Consider the following 23,238-nt stretch of genomic DNA (forward strand, 5'->3'; position numbering starts at 1 on the left):
CACAAGCCCTGGTCACCACACCGACAGGCCGGTCAGTGTCCGTGAGGTCCTGAAACACCAACTGTCCGACATGTCCTGAACTCAGACAGACGGTTCTAACCGTCCTTACCACTCACGAGACCCGAGCGGCTCAGAACTCCTTGAGGATCTTCTCGATCTCGTCCTGGAACGACATCGCGGCCTTGTAGTGGAGCGCGTAGAAGTTGCCGGTCGGCAGGGACTTGCCCGCCTTGACCGCGCGCAAACCCTGGTACGCGGGCAGATCGATGATCTGCTGGGTGTCCGCGCCCGCCTTGCCCTGGTAGTCGGCCTGGTACAGGATCACGTCGGCTTCGTTGAGCTTGTCCAGGTTCTCGGTCGAGAACTCCGGGGTGTTCTCCTTCGGGTCGGTGATGCCGGCCCGCGCGAACTGGACGCCGAGGTCCTTGAGGATCGTGCCGCCCCAGGACTCGTCCAGGTTCAGGTACCACTTGCCGCCGCCGCCGTTGATCAGCGCGAACTTGACCTTGGACAGCTTGTCCGCGTAGGTCGAGCGGATCTGGGCCGCGCGGTCCTCGTACTGCTTCTTGAGCGCTTCGGCCTCGGGCTTCTTGCCGACCGCGTCGGCGGCCTGGATGACCCACTGCGGCCACGCGACACCGGGTTCGCCCGCGGCGCCGCCGAGGATCGCCGTCGGCGCGAGCTTCTGGTAGTCCTCGATCTTGTGCTTCTCCAGGGAGAGGAACTTGTTGCCGAGGATCAGATCCGGTCCCTGCGCGCCGACCTGCTCGATGTCGATCTCCATCGAGCCACCGACCTTGGGCGCCTTGGCGTACTCGTCGGCGTAGGCCGGGAACACCGCGAAACTGTCGGTGTAGCCGGACGCCGTGGCCTTGGGGTGCACCCCGACGTCCAGTAGCCCGAAGTAGGTGTACTGGTCGAGCGCGACCACCGACTTCGGCTGGACCGGGATCTGCACCTGACCGCTCGGGGTGTCGAACGGCCTGGTCGCGGCGGCGCTGCCGGCGCTGTCGTCGGTCGAGCCGCAGGCGGCGATGCCCAGAGCCAGTGCGGCCGCCGAAACCACGGCGACCGTCGTACGCCACTTCTGGAACTGCGTCCTCACGACGCCTACCTCTCTGTCAAGCGAACATTAGCCCGATTAGGGCAGGCTATCCTAATCACGCTTCGCGGCCCCGAAAGGTCACCAGCCGGTCAAGATTTGTCATCCAGCCTTCGGCTATCCGGGTGAGGTCTTCGGCCGGAAGGACCTCGGGCAGATACGACCAGTGCGCGGTGAGCACGCCGCGTTCGACCGACGCGTTGATCGACAGCGCGTGCGTGGCGGGCGCCTCGGGATCCACGTCACCCCCGATGACGTTCTCCCCCGCGGCGAGCAGCCAGTCCTCGTCGCGCGCGCCACCCGCGTCGACCTGGCCCACGTAGTTGAACAGCACCTCGGCGCCGTCCAGGTCCTCACCGTCCCGGTAGCGCAGGAGGCCGTAGCCGATCCCGTTGTCCGGCAACGCTTCCCGGTCTTCACGCAGTTGACGCGCGGTCATGGCGAGGTCGCCGGAAACCGCGACGCGGACCGGATGCAGCGACGTGAACCAGCCGACCGTGCGCGAAAGATCCGCGTCACCGAGCACTCCTTCCGCCCGGCCGTGGCTCTCCAGGTCGACCAGCAGCGCTTTCCCGCCACGGTGCTCGGCGATGGCCGCCGCGAGTGCGGCCAGTAGCAGGTCCTGCACCCCGCAGCCGAGCGCGGTGGGGACAGGGCCCAGCAGCGCGCTGGTCGTCTTCTCCGGCAGCGTCAAAGTTTCGTTGCGCCCGCGCGAGATCGTGTCCGATGAGCGGAGCGACCGCCCGGCGGGCCGGATGTCGGCACCGTCCACAACGGACAGCCAGTACGGCAGTTCGGCGCGGCGGTCGGCCTCGTTCAGGCGCAGGGCCCATTCCCGGAACGACACGTCGACCGGCGGCAGTGCTTCGCCCGGCGCGCGGCCGAGTACCGCGATGTCCTCGAACAACGGCTGCCACGACACCGCGTCGACCACCAGGTGGTGCACCATCAGCAGCAGCCTGCCCGGCCGCTCCTCCCCCGCGTCGAACCACACGGCGCGCAGGACGTCGCCGGTGAACGGGTCCAGTTCCCGCACGGTCCGTTCGAATTCCGGGAACTCCGTGGTGAAGAGATCGTCGACGGACCGGCCGGTCAGGTCGACGCGGCGCAGCAGGGAGGCTGTGTCGGCCGAGTCCCGCACGTGGACGGTCCAGTCTTCGGCCAGCCGGGCGCGGAGGACGTCGTGCCGGTCCAGCACCGAGCTCAGGACTTCGGTGAGGCGGGAAAGACCGACACCGGCCGGGACACGCAGAACCGCGTATTGGCTGAGCCTGCCGATCGGGCCGCCGCGTTCCCGTTGCGCCAGCATGATCGGCGTCGCCGGGAACTCCCCGACGGCGGGGACCGCGGGACGGCTTTCGCCGGTGTCGCCGGTCGCGATCAGGGCGAGCGCGGCGACGGTCCGCTGTTCGAAGACCGCGCGCGGGGTGATCCGCAGCCCGGCGGCCCGCGCCCGCCCGACCACGCGCATGGACAGGATGCTGTCGCCGCCGAGGGTGAAGAAGTCGTCCTCCACCCCGACTTCGGGCAGCCCGAGCACTTCGGCGACGATCTCGGCCAGCTGCCTTTCGCGTGGATTACGCGGGGCGGTCCCGCCGCTGAGCGCGCTCAGATCCGGCGCCGCCCACTCCGCGGTGGCGAGCACGGCCCGGTCGACCTTCCCGTTCGGCGTCATCGGCAGTTCCCCGAGCAGCACGACCGCCGCCGGGACCATGAAGTCCGGTAGTGCCTCCGCCACCGAGGCGCGCAGCGCCACACCATCCACAGTGGACTCGTCGGCGATCGCGTAGCCGACGAGCCGGTCGCCCCGGACGACGACCACCGCGTCGGACACCGCCGGATGCGCCGCCAGCCTGGCCTCGATCTCGCCCGGCTCGACCCGGTGCCCGCGGACCTTGACCTGGTCGTCGGCCCGGCCGCGGAACTCGACGCGGCCCTCGTCGGTCCAGCGGGCGAGGTCGCCCGTGCGGTACATGCGCTCTCCGGGACCACCGAACGGATCGGCCACGAACCGGCTCGCGGTCAGCGCCGATGCGCCGAGGTAGCCGCGCGCGAGCTGGGCGCCACTGAGGTAGAGCTCTCCGACGACGCCGGGCGCGACCGGCATGAGGGCGTCGTCGAGCACCCGGATCCGCGTGTTCGCGACCGCCCGGCCGATCACCGGACCGTCGCTGTCCCGCAGTCGCGCGATCACCGTGTCGACGGTGCATTCGGTCGGCCCGTAGAAGTTGTAGCTCTCGGTCCCGTCGAGGTTCCGCAGTTCGGTCCACAGCCCCGGCGGGACTGCCTCGCCGCCGACGCCCACCACGGCCAGCGGCGACTTCCCGTCGCGCACCAGCCCCGCGGCCGCGAGCTGGACGAAATGCGAGGGGGTGACCTCGACGAAGTCGATCCGCCGGTCGATCAGGAACCGCGCGAGATCCTCCGCGTCGAGCCGGACGTCGTCGGTGACGACGTGCAGTTCGTGCCCGCCGAGCAGGCCCAGCGTGGGCTGCCAGGACGCGTCGAAGGCGAAGGACCAGTTGTGGCCGATCCGCAGCCGCTCCCGGCCGGTCCGCTCGATCGCGGGCCCGAGCACGTCGCGATCGTGGCTGTGGAACAGGTTCACCACGTTCCGGTGCGGGACCAGGACGCCCTTGGGCCGCCCGGTCGAGCCCGACGTGTAGATCAGGTGCACCGGATGCCGCGGCAGCAGGACACCGGAACGGTCGGCGTCGGTGACCGGTCCGGCGGAGAACGCGCCGTCGTCGGGCCACTCGTCCTCGGACAGCACGAGCGACGGCTTCGCGTCGTCGAGGATCCCGGCCGTCCGGTCCTCAGGCTGCGCGGGATCGATCGGCAGATACGCGGCACCGGATTTGAGCACCGCCAGCATGGCCACGAAGAACAGCTCCGATCGCCGCAGCCGGATCGCGACGACACCCTCCGGTCCCGCACCCCGGGCGATCAGCGCACGGGCGAGACGGTTCGCGTGGGCGTCCAGCTCGGCGTAGGTCAGCGTCCGGTCCTCGCAGGCCACCGCGATCGCGTCCGGTCCCCGGCGGACCTGCTCCTCGAACGCGGCGACCACGGTGGACTCGGGCACGGTCAGCGCCGTCTCGTTCCACTCGCGCAGCACGAGCTCGCGCTGCGCGGGCGGCACCAGCTCCAGCCGTCCGACCGGGACGTCCTGCCGGTCCGGAACACCGGCCAGCAGGTCCACAAAGGACTGCCCCAGCTCGCGGACCCGGCCGGCGGTGAACACGTCGGTGCGGTACTCGAGGATCAGCTCCAGCTTCGGTCCCGGCGCGGCGACGACGGTGAGCGGATAGTGCGTGGCGTCCTCGCCTTCGACCCCGGTCACCTGCACGCCCGCCTGGCGCTCGCTCTCGGCCAGTGCTTCGGCGTCGACCGGATAGCTCTGGAAGATCAGCAGCGTGTCGAACAGTTCACCGGAACCGGCCTGGCGCTGGATCTCGGCGAGGCTCAGGTAATGGTGGTCCAGCAGCGCGGCCTGCTCGGCCTGCACCCGGGAAAGCAGCGCTCCCAGGGTTTCCGAGGCGTCGCTGCGGACACGGACCGGCAGGGTGTTGATGAACAGGCCGATCATCCGGTCCGCGTCGGGCAGGTCGGCGGGCCGCCCGGACACCGTCGCGCCGAACACCACGTCACGCCGTCCGGTCAGCCCGCCCAGCAGCAGCGACCACGTGGTCTGCAGGACGGAGTTCAGCGTGACCCCGTGCCGTCGGACCCAGCCGGTCAGCCGCTGTGTCTGTTCTTCGGTGAGCCCGACGGTGAGCTTGTCGGGCAGATCCTGCCCTCGGCCGATCCCCGGCGGCGCGATCAGCGACGCGCCTTCGAGCCCGGCGAGCGCGTCCTTCCAGGCCCGGCGCCCGCCCTCGCGATCCTGGCGGCCCAGCCATTCCAGGTAGTCCCGGTACGGACGGGCCTTCGGCGGCGACCCGGTGCGGTAGAGCTCCAGGAGTTCCTGGCCCAGCAGCGGCGCCGACCAGCCGTCCAGCACGATGTGGTGGCTGGTGATCAGCAGCCGGTGGCGGCCGTCCCCGAGGTCGAACAGGGTGAACCGGATCAACGGCGGCTCGGCGAGGTCGAACGGGCGCAACCGCTCGGCGGCCGTGACCGCCTCGATGTCCTCGCCGGGGAGGTCACGCCAGTCGAGGGTCGTCTCCCCCGGCACGATCTGCACCGCGCGCCCGGAGCCGAGATAGCGGAAACCGGCGCCCAGGTTCGGATGCCGCTCCAGCAGGCGGCCCGCCGCGGACCGCAGCCGCGCCGGCTCGACGTTGCCGAGGTCCAGCATCTGCTGGGTGACGTAGACGTCGAGGCTGTCTTCGTCGAACGAGGCGAGGAAGAGCATGCCTTCCTGCAACGGCGAAAGCGGCCAGACGTCGGCGGGGGCGCCGAGCTCGTCGACCTCGTCCAAAGTGAGGTCCAGCAACGGGAAGTCGGCCGAGGAGAACCCTCCGATCCCGTCCGCGGTCAGCCGGGCGGCGAGGTCGGCCGCGGCGGCCATCCATTCCGCGCCGATCGCCTCGGCGTCCTTTTCGGACAGTGCGTCCGGCAGGTAGGCCAGGCTCGCGGAGAGCCCGTCCGGCGTCACGGAACAGTTGACCTCCAGCGGATGCGCGGCGGGCATCGCCGGGTCGAGGTCGCCGCCGAGACCGGCGTGTTCCGGGCCCGGACGCCAGTCGGCTTCTTCGCCGGGGGTCTCGACGTCGAAGCGGCCGAGGTAGTTGAACAGCACCTCCGGCCGTCCGCGTCCGGCGAGTTCTCCGGTGAGGTGGCGCAGCAGCGGGTAGCCCGCGCCGCCTTCGGGCAGCCGGAGCCGGGTGTCCTTGGCGTGTTTGAGCTGCCGGACCGGATCGGGGTCCGCGGTGATCCGCATCGGCGCCACGGTGGTGAACCAGCCGACCGTCCGCGAGAGATCGAGTTCGTCGTCGCGGCCGTGTCCTTCGGTCTCCACGAGGACCGAACGGGTGCCCCGCACCCGCGTGATCGCGGTGACCAGCGTGCCGAGCAGCGCGTCCTGCATCCCCGACCGGAACGACTTCGGGACGCCCGCCAGCAGGGTCGCCGTGGTCTCCGGCGGGAGCGAGACCTGGATCTCGCGGGTGCCGCCGACGGTGCCCGTGACGGCAGGGCCCGGCTCACCCAGGACTTCGTGCCAGTACGGGAGTTCCTTGCGATGCCGGGCGATCCGCGGCGCCAGGCCGGCCGCCCACGCGCGCAAGGACACCGGCACGGCGGGGAGTTCCTTGCCCTCGCCCGCGGCGGCGAGGTCGTCGAAGAGCACCCGCCAGGACACGCCGTCGACGACGACGTGGTGGATCACGAGCAGCAGCCGTCCGGGCGCGTCACCGGCGTCGAACCAGACCGCGCGGACCATCGCGCCGGACGCCGGGTCCAGTGCGGCCTCGGCCTCGCGAGCTTCGCGGTGCAAGAGATCCCGGTCCAGATCGCCCGGCACGCGGCGCACGACATCGGACGCCGTCACCGCGCCCGGCGGCGGGATCCGCAACGTGGTGCCGAGGACCGCCCGCAGCGCGTCGTGCCGGTCCAGGATCGCCTGGATCACCTTGTGCAGCGCGGCCTCGGTGAGCCCGCGCGGCGTGCGGACCACGGCGGACTGGCTGAACCGGCGCGGCACGCCACCCCGTTCCAGCAAGGCCGCGATCATCGGAGTCTGCGCGACGACACCGACGGCGGGAACCGTGGCCGCGCCGCCACCGGAGACCAGCGGCTCGGCCAGTTCGGCCAAAGCGGCCACGGTGCGTGCCTCGAACACCTGACGCGGGGTGATCCGCAGTCCGGCCTGCCGGGCGCGGCTGACCACCTGCAGAGACAGGATGCTGTCCCCGCCGAAGCCGAAGAAGTCGTCGGTCACCGAGATCGACGGGATGCCGAGCACGGCCGCGAAAGCGTCGGCGAGGGCCTTTTCCTCGGGCGTGGTCGGCGCGGCGCCGCCGGTCAGCCCGCTCAGGTCCGGGGCGAACTCGGGCGCCCCGGCCAACGCGCCTCTGTCGACCTTCGCGTTCACGGTCAGCGGCAGGCCGTCGAGGACCACGACGACCGAGGGCACCGAGTAGTCCGGCATCCGCGCGGACAGCGCGGCCCGCAGGTCACCCGGCACCGGCTCGGCACCGGGTTCCGGCGTCACGTAAGCGATCATGCGTTTGACGCCGGGCTGGTCCTCGCGGATCACCGCGACCGCCTCGGCCACCCCGGGCCGGTCGCACAGCGCCGTCTCGACCTCGCCCAGCTCGACCCGGAAACCGCGGATCTTCACCTGGTGGTCGACGCGGCCGAGGAAGTCCAGCTCGCCGTCCGCGGTCCAGCGGACCAGGTCACCGGTGCGGTACATCCGGTCCCCGGGCGCGCAGAACGGGTTGGCCACGAACCTCGTCGAGGTCAGTCCGGGCAGACCGAAGTAACCGCGAGCGAGTCCTCCGGCGACGTACAGCTCGCCGGCGAACCCGGGCGGGACCGGCCGCAGGTCGGCGTCGAGCACGTACGCCTGTTTGTTCGGGTCCGGCGGGCCGATGACCACGCGGCGATCCGCGCGGCACCGCCACAGCGTGGAGTTCACCGTGCATTCGGTCGGGCCGTAGGCATTGAACATGCGGCGGCCGCGGCTCCAGCGCGCCACCAGCTCCGGGGTGAGCGCGTCGGTGCCCGCGATGAGCGTGACGCCCTCGGGCAGGTCGCTCCCGGCGAGAGTCGTGAGCGCCGACGGCGGCACGAACATATGCGTCAGCCCTTGCGTGGCGACGAATTCCGCCAGCGGCTCCCCGAGGCGGCTCTCCTCCGGTACGACCACCGCGGTCGCGCCGACGAGCAGCTGGGTGGACAGCTCCGCCAGCGAGACGTCGAAACTCGGCGACGCGAACAGCAGCACCCGGCTGCCCGGTCCGCTTCGGACCGACTCGGCGAACATCGCCACCAGGTCGGGGACGCCGCGGTGCGGCACGAGCACGCCCTTGGGCCGCCCGGTGGAACCGGAGGTGTAGATCAGGTACGCGGCGCTGTCGGGATGCGGCGGGGGCAGCTCCGCGGGCGGTTCGAGCAGGGCGTCGTCCAGGACGACGACCGGGACGCCGTGCTCGCGTACCTTCCCCGCGGTGCCGGAGTCGGCGACCAGCAACGCCGGACGCGCGTCGGACAGCATGTAGGCGATCCGGTCGGGCGGGTACTCCGGATCCAGCGGCAAGTACGCGGAGCCCGCGAGCTGCACGCCGAGCATGGCGGTGAGGAACCCCAGACCGCGTTTGATCGCGACACCGACGATGCGCTCCGGCCCGGCGCCACGGGCGGCGAGAACCCCGGCCAGGCGTGAAGCCCGCTCGTGCAGTTCGCCGTAGGTGACCGCGACCCCGCCGTCCTCGACCGCGACCGCTTCCGGCCGGGCGCGCACCTGCTGGACGAAGAGTTCGGTCAGCGACTCGCCCGCGCGGGGCAGGGTGGCGCTGTTCCACTTGCGCAGTACCAGTTCCCGCTCGTCGGCGGTGCCGAGGTCGACCGCTCCGGCGCGGCGGTCCGGCTCGGTGGGCAGCGCCGTCAGCAGGTCGGTCAGCACGGCGGCGACCCGCCGGACGAAACCGGGTTCGAGCAGGTCTTCCCGGTACACCAGGGCGATCACGAACTCGTCGCCCGGCGCGGCCACGGCGGTCAGCGGATAGTGCGTGACACTGCGGGTCTCCTCCGGCGACACGGCGAGACCGGCCGCGTCGTCCGCGCGGCGGAGCGCGTCGGCGTCGGCGGGCGCGCTCTGGAACACCGTGAGGGTGTCGAACAGTTCCCCGTGCCCGGCCTCCTTCTGGATCTCGGCGAGCCCGAGGTACTGGTGGTCCAGCAGCGCGGCCTGTTCGGCCTGCACGCGGGTGACCAGTCCGGTGAGCGTCTCCCCCGGGTCCAGCCGGACCCGGACCGGGAGCGTGTTGATGAACAGGCCGATCATCCGGTCGACCCCGGGTAGTTCGGCGGGTCTGCCCGACACGGTCGTGCCGAAGACGACGTCGCGGCGGCCGGTGAGCTTGCCCAGCGCGATCGCCCAGGCCGCCTGCACGACGGTGTTGAGGGTGACCCGGTGCTCGCGCGCCCACGACGTCAGTCGTTCGGTGTCCACAGTGGAGAGACGGACTTCCAGCTCGCTCGGGAACTCCGCCGACGGCGAGCCGCCCGGGGCGAGCAGCGTCGGCTCCGCGAGCCCGGCCAGCGACCCGCGCCAGGCCGCACGCGCGGTCTCCCGGTCCTGGCGTCCGAGCCAGGCCAGGTAGTCGCGGTATTTCGGCGCGGGCGGGAGTTCCCCTCGGCCGTAGGCGGTGAACAGCTCCTCGCCCAGCAGCGGCCCGGACCAGCCGTCGAGCAGCAGATGGTGCGCGGTGACGACGAGTTTGTGGTGCGCGGGCGCCAGCTTCAGCAGCCGGAACCGGATCAGCGGCGGCGAAGTCAGGTCGAACCGCCGCGCCCGGTCGGCGTCGAGCAGCGCGGGGACTTCGGCCTCGCCGACCTCGTCCACCTGCCACGGCACCGTCACCGCTTCCGGGATCAGCTGTACGGTCTCGCCGCTCTTGCGCGGCCGGAAGGCGGCGCGCAGGTTGGGATGCCGGGTGAGCACCGTCTCCGCCGCCGCGCGCATCCGCTCGGGATCGAGGTCACCGTGCAGGTCGAACACCTGCTGGATGGTGTAGACGTCGGTCGCCGCACTGTCCCATGTGGACAGGAAGAGCAGGCCTTCCTGCAACGGGGACAGCGGCAGCACGTCCTGGACACCACGGGCGGTACTCACGAAACACTCCAATCACCGGAGAACTCGGCGAATTCGTCGTCGTCCAGTTCGATCAGCGGTCGTTCTTCGAGCGGCTGTTCCTCCGCCGCCTGGGTGACCTCCGCCAGCGCGGCCACGGAGCGCAGCTCGAACACCTGGCGGGGGGTGATCTTCAGTCCCTCGGTCCTGGCCCGGCCGACGAGGTTGAGCGATCGGATACTGTCGCCGCCGAGCGCGAAGAAGTCGTCGAACACGCCGACCCGGCCGAGGTCCAGCACGTCGGCCATGCAGACGGCGAGGACCCGTTCGGTCTCGTTCCGGGGCTCCGCGGCTCCGGTCTCGGCCTGGCGGTCGGGTTCGGGCAGCGCGGCGCGATCGAGCTTTCCGTTGGGTGTCACCGGGAACGCGTCGAGCCAGACGAAAGCGCCCGGCACGAGCTGCTCCGGCAGGCTCTCGCGCAACGCGGTCCGCAGGGCGTCCGCGGATCGCGCGTCGCCGGTCAGGTACCCGACCAATCCGGCTGCCCCGGCGATCACCTCGGCCCCGGTGACCCCCGGCAGCGCCGAAAGGGCGGCCGAGACCTCGCCGAGCTCGATCCGCACCCCGCGGATCTTCACCTGGTCGTCGCCGCGGCCGAGGTACTCGAGAACGCCGTCCTCGCGACGGCGGGCGAGGTCGCCCGTGCGGTAGAGCCGGGACCCGTCCGGTCCGGCGACGAACCGGGTCGCCGTCAGCCCGGGGCGCCGTAGATAACCTTGCGCCAGCTGGACTCCCGACAGGTACAGCTCGCCGGCGCAGCCGCGCGGCACCGGCCGCAGCGCGGCGTCGAGGACGTGCGCCCCGGTGTTCCACACCGGGCGCCCGAGCGGTACCGGCCGAGCCGGGTCGTCCGCCGCCGTGTCGTGGAAGGTGACGTCCACGGCCGCTTCGGTGGGCCCGTACAGGTTGTGCAGACCCGCCTCGGGCAACACCTCGCGTGCCGCGGCGACGAGTTCGCCCGGCAGTGCCTCGCCACTGCACACGACGCGCCGCAGCGGAAGGCCCGCCGCGGCGGGTTCGGCCAGGAACGGCCGGAGCATCGACGGGACGAAGTGGACGGTGTCGACCCGTTCCGCCCGGATGACCCCGGCCAGCAGCACCGGGTCCTGGTGCGCTTCCGGCGGTGCCACGACGAGCGTGCCGCCGGTGAGCATCGGCAGGAACAGCTCCCACACGGAGACGTCGAACGAGATCGGCGTCTTCTGCAGGGTGCGGGTTTCCGGCCCGAAGCCGTATTCCGCGGCCATCCAGCGCAAGCGGTTCACGATCGCCCGGTGGTCCACGACCACACCCTTGGGACGGCCGGTCGAACCCGACGTGTAGATCACGTACGCGGGCGCGGTGTCCGGGACCGGCACGAGCGGCTGACGAGTCTCCCCGGCCAGCAGATCCGGCAGGCTCTCCGGCGTGACGAGCACCGATGGCGCCGAATCCCCGGCGAGGTATTCCTTGCGCGCCTGCGGATAGCCCGGGTCGATCGGCACGTACGCGGCACCGCGGCGGTGGACCGCGTGCAGCACCGCGACCAGCTCGATCGACCGGGGCAGGCTCACCGCGACGAGTTCGCCCGGTGCCACGTCGAGCTTCGCGGCGATCCGTGCGACGAGGTCGTCGAACTCGGCGTAGGTCAGCGACCGCCCGTCCGCGGTAATGGCGACGGCGTCCGGCGTGGCGGCGACCTGGGCGGCGAACAGCTCCGGAAGGGTCGCGGTCCCGACCTCGACCAGGTCACCCTGCGGCTCCTCCCGGGTGGCGAGGGGGATTCGCCCCACCAGAACCGAAGGATCAGCCGTGATGGCGTCGAGCACGCCGGTCAGCCGCGCGAGCACCGCGTCGGCGTCGACCACGCCGGGACGGTGGTCCAGCCCGAGCGTCAGGTCCTCCCCCGGCTCGACGATCAGCGCGAGCGGGTAGTGCGTCGCGTCGGTCCCGGCGACGGCGTCCACCGTGAGACCGGCGGATTCCTCGGCGCCCGCCAGGCTCGCGTCGTCGACCGGGTAGCTCTCGAACACCACGAGGGTGTCGAACAGTTCTCCGGTGCCCGCCCAGCGCTGGATGCGGGTGAGGCCGGCGTGCTGATGGTCCAGCAGCGCGATCTGCTCGCCGTCGACCCGGCCCACCAGCGCGGCGAACGACTCGGCCTGCGAGATCCGCACCCGCACCGGGACGGTGTTGATGAACAGGCCGATCATGCGTTCGGCACCGGGCAGGTCGGCGGGGCGGCCGTGCACGGTGACGCCGAAGACGACGTCGGTCCGCCCGGTCAGCTGCCCGAGCACGAGCGCCCAGGCGGTGTTGACCAGCGTGCTGACCGTGACGCCGAGCTCGCGGGCCACCGCCGTCACCTCGGCCGTGCGCGCGGTGCCGAGATCGGTCTTCGCGCGATCCGGCCGGACGGTGTGGCGTGCCTCGGTCGGCGGCACGAGCAACGTCGGGCCGTCCAGGTCCGCGAGGGCCGTGCGCCAGGCCCGCGCGGCCGCGTTCTCGTCGCGGCCCGCCAGCCACTTCAGGTACCCGGCGTACGGCCGGACCGGCGGCAGCTCTCGTCCCGCGTAGAGCGTGAAGAGCTCCTCGGCCAGCAGCGGGCCGGACCAGCCGTCGGCGAGGACGTGGTGATGCGCCAGCAGCAACCGGCGGCTGTCCGGACCGGTGCGGACCAGCGCCATCCGCACCAAGGGCGCGTCCGCGAGATCGAACCCGCGCGTGGCGAACTCGGCCGTGAACGCCTCGGCGTCGACGCCTTCGACGACCTCCCACGGCAGCTCCGCCGACTCCGGCACCACCTGGACGGTGACGCCCGAGCGCAGCTGACGGAACGCCGCCCGCAGGTTGCCGTGCCGGGCCAGCAAGGCGTTCCCGGCGGCGCGCATGCGGTCCGGATCGACCGGTCCGGTCAGGTCGAAGGAATGGCAGACCGAATAGACGTCCTCGTCCTCGGTGTCGAACGACGCCTGGAACGCGATCCCTTCCTGCAGCGGCGAAAGCGGCAGGACGTCGGCGGCGTCCGCGAGTTCGTCCACATCGGACTGTTCGAGGGTGACCAGCGGGAAGTCCGACGGCGTGCGGAACGGCTCCCGGATCGTCCCGGCCAGTTCGGCCAGCGCCGTCCGCCAGCCCTCGGCGAGTTCGCCGATCTCGGCCGCGGTGAACAGGTCGCGGACGAAGGCGAACTCGCCGTGCAGGCGCAGCCCGTCCTCGTGCCGGACCGCGACCGCGTTGATCTCCAGCGGATGGCTGACCGGGGTGGTCTGATCGACGCTGCCGTCGAGCAGCGAGGACTCCGGCGCGGGCCGCCAGTGCCCGGTCGCCGCCGGGCCGTCGAGACGGCCGAGGTAGTTGAACAGGACCGTCCGCGCGCCGGTGCCGGGCGGCGCCAGCAGGCCGAAGCTGATCGCCTCGGGCAGGGTGCGCAGCTGTTCCTTCACGGTCTTGAGCCAGGCGATGGAGTCACCGTCCACCCCGCCGATGCGCGCCGGGTAGATGCTGGTGAACCAGCCGACGGTGCGGGAAAGGTCGGCACCGGGCACCAGGTGCTCGTCGCGGCCGTGGCCTTCGAGGTCGATGACGAGGCCGCCGTCGTCCGGCAGGCCGCGGGCCGCCCGCCACCGTGAGACCGCCATCGCGAACCCGGTCAGCAGGACGTCCTGCACGCCGGCGTGCGCGGCGGCTGGGACCGCGGTCAGCAGCTTCTCGGTGAGCTCGGCCGGGACCTCCATGGTGTGTCCGTCCACAGTGGAGCCTGTGTGCACCGCCGGGTCGAGAACGGTTTCCCCGCCCAGGAAACGGTTTCCGGCGAGGACGTGCTCCCAGCGTCCGGCCTGGCCGGCCCACTCCAGTTCGCGGACGGACCGGGCCCAGTCGAGCAGCGAGGTCTCGGCCGGGGAGGGCCGCCCCGCTTCGGCGAGGTCGTCCATGAGGATCCGCCAGGAGACGCCGTCCACGACGAGGTGGTGCGCCACGAGCAGCAGAAGGTTCTCCCGCTCGAACCACACCGCGCGCAGCATGACGCCGGCCTCCGGGTCCAGTTCCCCGAGCGCGGCGGCGAACTCCGCACGGACGTCACCGGTGGCGCGCCGGAGCACGTCGGCCCCGGAAACGCTGCCCTCGGGCCGGATCCGGTACACCCAGCCCGGTTCGAGCCGGGCGCGCAACGCGTCGTGCGCGGCGAGGATCCCGTCCAGGAGCGTGGTGAGCCGCTCTTCGGTCAGCTCCGGTGGCGTGGTCAGCAGCATCGACTGGCTGAACCGCCGCGTGTCGCCCCCGAGGTCGCGCAGGGACTCCATCACCGGCAGCAACGGGACGACGCCGGTGCGCGTCCCGGCCACGACGACATCGCCTTCCCGCCGCGCGAACGCGGCCAGCGCGGCGGGCGTCCGGTGCTCGAAGATCTCGCGAGGGCTGAGCCGGTAGCCCGCCCGTCGCAGCCGCGCGATCAGCTGCAGGGACGAGATGCTGTCCCCGCCGAGCCGGAAGAAGTCCGCGGTCGCGCCGACGCGGTCCAGGCCCAGCACCCCGGCGATCTCGGCGGCGATGGCCGTCTCCACCGGCCCTTCCGGCGTCCCGTCACCGGCGTGCGCGGCGAGATCCGGCTCGGGCAGGGCTTTGCGGTCCAGTTTGCCGCTGGGGGTCAGCGGGAGTTCGCCGAGCACGGTGACGATCGCGGGCACCATCGCGGCGGGCAACTGCTCGGCCAGCCGCGCGAGGACGCGTTCCCCGTCGACGTCACCCGTCACGTACGCGGTGAGCACCGAACCGCGGTGGACGGCGACCGCCGCCGTCTCGACCCCGCCGATCCGGCTCAGCGCGTGCTCGATCTCGCCGAGTTCGACGCGCTGGCCGCGCAGTTTCACCTGCTGGTCGGTGCGGCCGAGGTAGGTGAGCGTGCCGTCGTCGTTCCACCGGGCGAGGTCGCCGGTGCGGTACATCCGGCCGCCGTGGAAGGGATCGGCCACGAACCGCCCGGCGGTGAGCCCCGGCCGGTTCCGGTAGCCGTGCCCCAGCTGGGTTCCGGCGAGATAGAGCTCGCCGGCCACGCCGGGCGCGACCGGCCGGAGCGCGGCGTCGAGCACGTAGGTCTTGGTGTTCCACACCGGACGCCCGATCGGCACCGGCCGGGTGCCGTCCTCGCCCGCGGTGTCCCACGCCGTGACGTCGACGGCGGCTTCCGTCGGGCCGTAGAGGTTGTGCACGGCCACGCCGAGCACTTCCCTGGCCCGCAGCGCCAGCTCCGGCGGCAGCGCCTCACCGCTGCAGATGACCGTGCCCAGGCTCAGCCCGGCCGCGGCGGGTTCGGCGACGAAGGCCGCCAGCATCGACGGGACGAAGTGGACGGTGTCGACCTTCGCGGAGCCGATGATGTCCGCCAGCCGCACCGGATCGCGGTGCGCGTCCGGCTCGGCGACCACCAGCGTGCCGCCGGTGATCGACGGCAGGAACAGTTCCCAGACGGAGACGTCGAACGACGCCGGGGTCTTCTGCAGGGTCCGGGTGTCCGGGCCGAACCCGTACTCCCGCGCCATCCAGAGCAACCGGTTGACGATCGCCGCGTGCCCGACCGCCACGCCCTTCGGCCGCCCGGTCGAGCCGGAGGTGTAGAGGACGTAGGCCGTGCTGTCCGGCAGGACGTCGACCGGCGTGAAACCACCGGAACCGTCCACTTCGGACAGCCATTCCGGCGTGACGGTGATCGCGGGACGCGCGTCTTCGAGCAGGAACCCGATCCGCTCGGCGGGCAGGTCCGGGTCGACCGGGACGTACGCCGCGCCACAGGCCTGCACCGCGTGCAGCACCGCGACGAGATCCGCCGACCGCGGCAGCGAAACCGCCACGACGTCGCCCGGGCGGACACCCTGCCCCTGCAAGGAAGCCGCCAGCTCACGGACCCGGCGGGAGAACCGGGCGTAGGTCCATTCCTCGTCGCCTTCGATCACCGCGATCGCGTGCGGCGTGCGAAGGGCCTGTGCGGCGAACAGGTCGGGCAGCGTGGTGCGCGGCACGTCGTGCGCGGTGTCGTTCCAGTCGTGCAGCACCGCCCGGCGTTCGGCTTCGGTCAGGAAGTCGGCCTGGCCGTCACCGTCCTCGACGAGCCAATCCGCGATCGTCCGCAGCCGCGCCGCGAGCCGCGTGACGTCCTTGCGGTGGCGCAAGGTCAGCGAAAGGACTTCGCCCGGAGCCACGAGCACGGTCAGCGGGTAGTGCGTGTCGTCCTGTTCGGCCAGTTCCGCGACGGTCAGGCCGGAGCGGCGTTCGGCATCGGCGAGCGCGTCGTCGTCGACCGGGTAGCTCTCGAACACCAGCAGCGTGTCGAACAGCTCGCCGGTTCCGGCGGCGCGCTGGATGTCGGCGAGCCCGGCGTGCTGGTGATCCAGCAGCCGCGCCTGTTCGGCCTGGATCCGCGCCAGCAGCGCGGCCGCGGGTTCCTCCGGGCGCAGCCGCACCCGGACCGGCACGGTGTTGATGAACAGCCCGACCATCCGCTCGGCGTCGTCGAGATCGGCGGGCCTGCCGTGCACGGTGGTCCCGAACACGATGTCGGACCGGCCGGTCTCGGCGGCCAGGGTGAGCGCCCAGAGGACCTGGACGACGGTGTTGAGCGTGAGCCCTCGTTCGCGGGCCAGTTCCGCCAGTCCCGCCGGGAGGTCGACGACGAGCTCCCGGGCGGGCCCGTCGGCCGGGCCGATCAGTGTCGGTCCGTCCACATCGGACAGATTGGCGCGCCAGGCCTGTTCGGTGGCGTCCCGGTCCTGGCGGTCCAGCCAGTCCAGGTACCGGGCGTAGTCCGCGGCGGGCGGCAATGCGGCGGTGTCCCCGCCCGCGGCGTAGAGCAGGAACAGCTCGCGGCCGAACAGCGGACCGGACCAGCCGTCCATCAGGATGTGATGGTGGGTCAGCACGAAACGGTGCGTGCCGTCGGCGAAACGCACGCAGGTGGCCCGCATCAACGGCGGGACGGCCAGGTCGAAGCCGGTCGCCCGGTCCTCTTCCAGCAGCCGCGCGAAACCGGGTTCGTCCAGGTCCCGTTCGCGCCACGGCAGTTCGGCGCGTTCCGGCACGAACTGCACCGGCCGGGAGGTCTCGCTGAAGGTGAACCCGGCCCGCAGGTTCGGGTAGCGCTCCAGCATCGCGTGCAGGCAGCGGCGCAGCAGCGCCGGGTCGAGCGATCCGGTGAGGGTGAACACCTGCTGCACGAGGTAGCCGCCGGGTTCGAGCTGGTCGAGGTAGAGCAGCCCTTCCTGCAGCGGCGCGAGCGGGCGCGTATCGCCGGACCTGACGACCCGGACCGGTTCCGAGACCGGGGCGAGCGGTTCGGCCGCGGCGGCGAGGTCGGTGATCGTCTGGTGCTCGAACACCTGACGGGCGGTGATCTTCCAGCCCGCGTTCCGGAGCCGGGACACGACCTGGATGGAGGAGATGCTGTCGCCGCCGAGGGCGAAGAAGCCCGCGTCCGCGCCGACCTCGCCGAGGCCGAGCACGGCACGGAACGCGGCGGCGACGGCCTGTTCGGCCTCGGTTTCCGCCGCGCGGCCCGCGGTTTCCGGCGGGGTGGCCCAGTCCGCGGTGGCCAGTACGCGCCGGTCGATCTTGCCGCTCGCGGTGAGCGGCAGGCTGCTCAGCGACACGACCGCGGCGGGCACGAGGTACTCGGGCAGCACCGCGCCCAGGCGGCGGCGCAGTTCGGTGCCGTCGAGTTCTCCGCCGGCGGGGACGACGTAGCCGACGAGCCGCCGCGGTCCGGCGTCCGCGCGGGCGACGACGGCCGCCAGCGAGACCTCGGGAAGAGCGGTCAGCGCGGCCTCGACCTCGGCCGGTTCGATCCGGAAACCCCGGATCTTCAGCTGGGTGTCGACGCGGCCCAGGAACTCCAGGTCACCGTCTCCGGTCCAGCGGACCCGGTCTCCGGTGCGGTACATCCGGCCGCCGTCGAACGGGTTCGCCACGAACCGCTCCGCCGTCGCTCCCGGCGCGTTCCAGTAGCAGGACGCGACCGCGTTCCCACCGACGTAGAGCTCGCCCTGATGTGCCGGGCGCAGCCTGTCGTCGAGGACGTACAGGGTCCGGCCGGTGTCCGGCCGTCCGATGAGGACATGGCCGTCGAAGGGCTCCGGGCACTTCCACACCGTCGCGTTCACGGTGGTTTCGGTGGGCCCGTAGGCGTTGAACAACCGGCGTCCGGGTGCCCAGCGCGCCACCAGCTCCGCCGGGACCTCGTCGGAGCCGACCACCACGGTCGTCGTCGCGGGCAGCGAGCCGGGCGGCAGCGCCTCCAGCGCGGCGGGCGGCAAGTCGACATGCGTCAGGTCGTGACGCCGCGCGAACTCGCCCAGCGCCGCGCCGAGCCGCTCTCCCTCGGCGGGGATGTACAGCGTTCCCCCCGACAGCACGGACATCGCCAGTTCTTCGAGGTAGACGTCGAACGCGGGCGAGGTGAACTGCAGCACCCGCGCGCCGGGCCCCGCCCCGTAGGTGTTCAGCGCCGTGTGGACGAGGCTTTCGACGCCCGCGCCGGAGACCAGGACACCCTTGGGGCGGCCGGTCGAGCCGGACGTGTAGATCAGGTACGCGGCGGACGCGGCCGGGCTCGACGGGCCGATCCCCCGCGCGCCACCGGCGGTGATCTCGGCGATCGGCCGGGCGTCGGCGACGATCTCGTCGCGCCGGGCGGCGGGGGCGTCGTAGGCCAGCGGCAGGTAGGTGGCACCGGTCTTGGCCACCGCCAGGAACGCGACGACGGCGTCGATCCCGCGTTCCAGCTGGACGAGCACCCGCTCACCGGGTCCGGCGCCGAGCTCGCTCAGCGCCGCCGCGAGTCCGGTCGACCGCGTGTCCAGTTCCCGGTAGGTCAGGGCGAGGTTTCCCGATACCGCAAGCGTTTCCGGGTACCGAGACACGGCGTCGGCGAACAGCCCGGCGATACCGCGTTCGCCGGGGGCGGCCGCTCCCCTGCCGTTTTCGAGCAGCTTGTCGCGTTCCGGCGTCGACAGCAGTTCAACCGACGTGATCGGCCGGTCCGGGTCGGCGGCCACCTCGGTGAGCAACCGGACGAGCCCGTCGGCGAGCCGCCGCGCGGCGGCCGGGGTGAACAGGTCGGTGCGGTGCAGCACGGCGCCCAGGACGCGGTCCTGCCCGAGGGCGACGAACTCGAAGTCGAGATCGAACTTGGCCACCGGCATCGCGAACAGATGCGGTGCGACGGTCAGCTTCCCGTGCTGTTCGGCCTCGGTCTCGGCGTGCTGGTACGCCACGCCCACCTGGAACAGCGGGTGGTGCGCCGTCGAACGCCGAGGGTGCAGCTGGTCGACGAGGCGGTCGAACGGCAGGTCCTGGTGGTCGAACGCGGCCAGGTCCGTTTCGCGTACGCGGTCGAGCAGGGCCCGGAACGTCGGCCGTCCGCCGACCCCGGTCCGCAGCACGATCGTGTTGGTGAAGAACCCGACGAGCTCGTCCAGCGCGCTGTCCGACCGGCCGGCGACCTGCGTCCCCAGCGGGATGTCGTCACCGGCGCCGGTCAGGTGCAGCAACGCGGCCACGGCCGCCTGAGCGAGCATGAACTGGGTGACGCCGGTCTGGGCGGCCAGTTCGCGCAGCCGCGCGGTCACCTCGGCGGGGAGTTCGAACTCGGCCGCGCCACCGTGCTGACCGGCCACCGGCGGCCGCGGCAGATCCGCGGGCAGTTCCAGCAGTTCGGGCAGTCCGGCCAGTTCCTTCAGCCAGAACTCGGCGGACGGCAGGTTCTTTTCCTGCCACAGCGCGAAGTCCGCGTACTGCACGGGCAGCGGCGCCCACTGCGGGGCGACACCGTCGAGCCGGGACTCGTAGGCGGCGAACAGGTCGCGGCGCAGCGGGTGCGAAGACCATTCGTCGCCCGCGATGTGGTGCAGCAGCAGGACGAGCACGTGGTCGTCCGGCCCGAGCCGCAGCACGGACGGCCGGATCGGCGGTTCCTCGGCCAGGTCGAAGGCGTACCCGATCGCCTCGGCGACCTTCTCCGGCAGTTCGTCCTCGGTGACGTCGGTGACCGGGCAGGCGATCGCGACCTCGCCGAGGATCCGCTGGAACGGCACGCCGTCGCGGTCGGGATAGACGGTGCGCAGGATCTCGTGCCGCGCGACGAGATCGCCCAGCGCGGCCCGCAGCGCGCCGGCGTCGAGCGGTCCGCCGATCCGCCACACGAGCGGCAGGTTGTAGGTGGCGTTGGGTCCGTCCACGCGGTGCAGGAACCACAGCTGCCGCTGGGACGCGGAGAGCGGCGGGAACTCCGGCCGCGGCGCGGGCACCAGTGCCGGCCGTGCCGCGGCGGCGTCCGCCAGCGCCGCCGCGAGGGCGGCCGGGGTCGGGTTGTCGAACACCGTGCGCGGGGACAGTTCGATCCGCAGGGCCGACTTGAGCCCGGCGACGAGCTTGATCGCGAGCAGGGAATGCCCGCCCAGCGCGAAGAAGTCCTCGTCGGTGAAGACACGGGTGCGGCCGAGCACGGCGGCGAACCGTTCGGTGATCAGCTGTTCGGCCGCGGTCCTCGGCTCACGCCGCACGCCGGTCGAGGTGCGCCCCGGCTCGGGCAGCGCGGCCTGGTCGAGCTTGCCGTTCGCCGTGACAGGCAGGGTGTCCAGCGCGACGATCGCCGAAGGCACCAGGTACGACGGCACCGCGCGCACCAGTTCCGCGCGGACGGCGGCGGTGTCGACCGTCCGCGGCGTCACGTAACCGAGGAGTTCGCCGGAACGGACGATCACCGCCGAACTGTCCACTTCGGACAGCAACGACAGCGCGTGCTCGATCTCGCCCAGTTCGACCCGGACGCCGCGGATCTTGACCTGCTGGTCGGTGCGGCCGAGGTAGGCGAGGCTCCCGTCGGTGTTCCACGCGGCGAGGTCGCCGGTGCGGTACATGCGGTCACCGGCCGCGCCGAAGGGGTCGGCGACGAAACGCCGGGCGGTGAGCGCGGGGGCGCCGTGATAGCCGATCGCCAGCTGCGGCCCGGCCAAGTACAGCTCGCCCGGTTCCCCGGGCGCCACCGGGCGCAGACCGGCATCGAGCACGTAGGCGCGGGTGTTCCAGGTCGGCGTGCCGATCGGGACCGGACGGCCGCCGTCCTCCTCCGCGGTGTCCCAGACCGTCAGGTCGACCGCGGTTTCGGTCGGGCCGTAGGTGTTGACCAGGCTCGCGCCGGGCAGCAGTTCGCGGACGCGCAGCATCTGGTCGATCTGGATCGCCTCACCGCCGACGATCACCACCCGCAGCGACGTGACACCGGCCGCGGCCGGTTCGGCGAGGAACGCGCTCAGCATCGACGGCACGAATTCGAGGACGGTGACGTTCTCGCGCGCGACCAGTTCGGCCAGGTAGGCGGGATCGCGGTGGCCGTCGGGCCGGGCGATCACCACCGGCTGCCCGGAGCAGGCGGGCCAGTTCATCTCGCCGACGAACACGTCGAAGGACACCGGCGCCTTGAAGAGCAGCCTGTCCGCCGGTCCGGGCTCGACGGTCCCGAGGAACCACGCCATGCGGTTCGCGATCGCCCGATGAGAGACAACGACACCCTTGGGGCGCCCCGTGGAGCCCGAGGTGTAGAGCACGTACGCCGGATGCGCGCCGGTGACCGGGGTCCGCGCGGTGACCGGTTCGGCTTCGGTGGCCAGGAGTTCGGGAGTCGCGACCACGGCGGCGCCGGAATCCTCGATGAGGAACCGGATCCGCTGCCCGGGCAGTCCCGGGTCGACCGCCAGGAACGCGGCGCCGAGCCGGTGGACGGCGTACACGGCCGCGATCAGCTCGGCCGACCGCGGCAGGACGAGGGCGACCAGGTCGCCCGGCGCCACTCCGTGCGAGGCGAGCGCCCCGGCGTACCGCGCGACCAGGCGGTCCAGCTCGGCGAACGTCCAGCGCGCGTCCTCCGCGATGACCGCGAGGGCGTCCGGCGTCCGGCGCACCCGCTCCGCGAACTGCTCGGGCAGCGTCCCGGCGGGCACGGCGTGCCCGGTGTCGTTCCAGTCGCGCACCACGGTCGCCACGACGTCGGCGGGCAGCAGCGGCAGGCGGCCGACGGGCCGGTCGGCGTCGTCGGCGAACCCCAGCAGGGTGGTCACGAGGCCGCGCAGCAACACTTCGGCCCGGGCCGCGGGCACGACGTCGGCACGGTGCGCGAGCCCGAGCGTCAGCCGAGGGCCGGGGACCACGGTGAGGGTCACCGGGTAGTGCGCGGCGTCAGTGGTGGCGACGGACCGGACGTCCAGCCCGGCTTCCCGCTGGCCACGGGCCAGCGCTTTTTCGTCGACCGGGTAGCTCTCGAACACCAGCAGGCTGTCGAAGAGATCCCGCCCGCCCGCGAGCTGCTGGATCTCGGTCAGGCCGAGGTGCTGGTGCTCCAGGAGATCCGCCTGCTCGGACTGCACGCGACTCAGGAAGGCGCGGGCGCTCTCGGCGGGGTTCGCGGTGATCCGGGCGGGCACGGTGTTGATGAACAGGCCCACCATCTCGTGCGCGCCCGGCAGGTCGGCGGGACGGCCGTGCACGGTGACGCCGAAGACGACGTCCGCGCGGCCGGTGGCCCGGCCGAGGACGAGACCCCATCCGGCCTGCACGAGGGTGTTGAGCGTGATCCCGCGCGCGCGGGCGAACGCCACCAGCCGTTCGGTGTCCTCTGTGGACAGAAGGTGGTCGAGCTGTTCCGGTACGACGGAACCCGAGGTGTTCGGCGCGAGCAGGGTCGGACCGTCCACATCGGACAGCGCGGCTCGCCAGGCCGCGCGGGCGGCGGCCTTGTCCTGGGCGTTGAGCCAGGCCAGGTAGTCGCGGTAAGGCCGCACCCTCGGCAGCACCGTGGGATCGCCCGCGGCGGCGTAGAGGGCGAACAGGTCGCGGCCCAGCAGCGGCCCCGACCAGCCGTCCATCAGCAGGTGGTGATGCGTCAGCAGCAGGTGGTGCTCGTCCTCGCCCACGTGCACCAGAGTGAAGCGGATCAGCGGCGGGGTCTCGAGGTCGAACCGCGCCGCGCGGTCGGCTTCGGCGATCCGGCCGGCTTCGGCGCTGTCGGCCGCGTCGACCTCGGTGAAGGGCACCTCGACGCGGCGCAGCACCAGTTGCACCGGGCGTTCCACGCCGGTCGCGGTGAAGGCCACGCGAAGGTTCGCGTGGCGGTCCAGCAGGGCTTGCGCCGCCGCCCGCAGCGCGGCGGCGTCCACCGCCCCGCCCAGCTCGAAACGCAGCTGGACGGTGTAGACGTCCTGCTCCTCCCGGTCCAGGGAGGACAGGAAGAACAAGCCTTCCTGCAGCGGTGTGAGCGGGAGAACGTCCTCGAGTCCCCCGTGCGTCATGCTTTGCCCCATTTCGCTTCGAG

Annotated in this window: 3 protein-coding genes; all 3 read right to left on the reverse strand. The window is 72.2% G+C overall.

Annotation, left to right across the window (positions count from 1 at the left end; genetic code table 11):
• Window positions 1-130: 130 nt before the first annotated feature.
• The 3 genes from ACZ5IK_RS33130 to ACZ5IK_RS33140 are packed head-to-tail and all read right to left on the reverse strand — an operon-like array spanning window position 131 to window position 23,215.
• On the reverse strand, window positions 131-1,105 hold the full coding sequence (locus tag ACZ5IK_RS33130; RefSeq protein ID WP_465491310.1) for an ABC transporter substrate-binding protein: 975 nt from the start codon (window positions 1,103-1,105) through the stop codon (window positions 131-133).
• A 55-nt stretch (window positions 1,106-1,160) separates the two neighbouring features.
• Window positions 1,161-9,887 (reverse strand): amino acid adenylation domain-containing protein, encoded by an 8,727-nt coding sequence (locus ACZ5IK_RS33135; protein WP_465491311.1) that lies wholly within the window; start codon window positions 9,885-9,887, stop codon window positions 1,161-1,163.
• On the reverse strand, window positions 9,884-23,215 hold the full coding sequence (locus ACZ5IK_RS33140; protein ID WP_465491312.1) for a non-ribosomal peptide synthetase: 13,332 nt from the start codon (window positions 23,213-23,215) through the stop codon (window positions 9,884-9,886). The genes ACZ5IK_RS33135 and ACZ5IK_RS33140 overlap by 4 nt, the downstream gene beginning before the upstream one ends.
• Window positions 23,216-23,238: the final 23 nt, after the last annotated feature.

Source organism: Amycolatopsis sp. NPDC031561, from assembly GCF_055580625.1.